This window comes from Streptomyces sp. NPDC051940 (genome assembly GCF_040680895.1).
Lineage (GTDB): Bacteria > Actinomycetota > Actinomycetes > Streptomycetales > Streptomycetaceae > Streptomyces.
Genome location: NZ_JBFAXR010000289.1, coordinates 1 through 1069 on the forward strand (window position 1 = coordinate 1; position 1069 = coordinate 1069).

The following is a 1069-nucleotide window of genomic DNA, read 5'->3' on the forward strand; positions in this document are numbered from 1 at the left end:
CCGGCGGCTCCGCCTCCGGGCCGCGCCCCCCCCCCGCGCCCCCCCCCTCGGCTACCCCCCCCGCGCGGCCCCGCGCCCCCGCCCCCCCCGCCACCGGGCGGGGTACGGCGGCCCCTGCGTTTACGGCTCAGCCCTGCAGCCAGGGCAGGTGCTCCGGCAGCCCGTCCGGTCCCAGGTCACCGGGTCTCCGTCGTGGTGCCGGGAAAGGCGGAGCGCAGCAGTTCGGCGGCGGACTTCCAGTCGATGCCGTCGAGCAGGGCGGGGACGTCCTCGCCATGGTCGGCCAGCTTGGCCGCGAACTCCTCCGCGGTGGCCGGCAGTTCGGGGGAACCGGGGGCAGCTCGAGGGTGGCGGTGTGCACCGTGCCGTCGGTGAGTTCGACCTCGACGGTGGTCCCGCCGGTGAGGAGGCCCGAGCCGTCACCGGCGAAGACGGTCTCCACCAGGCCGTTCAGCAGGGGCCCGTTTCCGGCCGCGACGACTTGGCCACGCGGGCGACGAGCTGCCGGGAGTGGCCGGTGCGGCGGGCGATCTCCGCGTACGTGATCCCGGCCTCTTCCACGGCCGTGCGGAACACCTCCGTGCGCAGGTCGGAAAGCCTCTCCTGCGTCGACTTCACGGTGTCCTGGAAGGTCGCCCAGACCGCCGCGCCGTCGGTCCTGAGCATGACGCCGGTGGTGAAGTGCTCACGGCATGCCTCGCCCATGTTCACGATGAACGCGTCAAGGTCGGCCACTGCCTGCCCCAGGTCACGGCACGCCTGGCGGGCGGCGTCGACCAGCCGGTCGACGTGGTCGTGGGCGGCCCCGCCCACCGGGCCGGACACGCGGGTCGGGTCCGTACGGTGGTCCCCGTCACCAGTCAACAACACAGGTCCTCCGCAGCCGGCCCGGACGTGGCACGCCGGAACGTGGGTACGTGCCGTCGCTTGTGCGAATCCTATGCCGCGAGCCGGTCGGGCCGAGTGTGAGCTGCGCCCCGTCGCACACCTGCGGGAACACCGGCATCCGCACCGATCGCCCGCGGGAGCTATGCACGACAGCCCCGGGCCCGGGGGCGGGGGGGGGGGC

1 protein-coding gene is annotated in these 1069 nt (G+C 74.7%); it reads right to left on the reverse strand.

The window, feature by feature from the left end; translation table 11 throughout:
- Positions 1-450: 450 nt before the first annotated feature.
- Positions 451-864 carry a hypothetical protein gene (locus AB0M28_RS40465; protein ID WP_365415840.1) on the reverse strand — a complete coding sequence of 138 codons (414 nt, stop codon included), beginning with the start codon at positions 862-864 and terminating at the stop codon, positions 451-453.
- Between the last annotated feature and the right edge of the window lie 205 nt (positions 865-1069).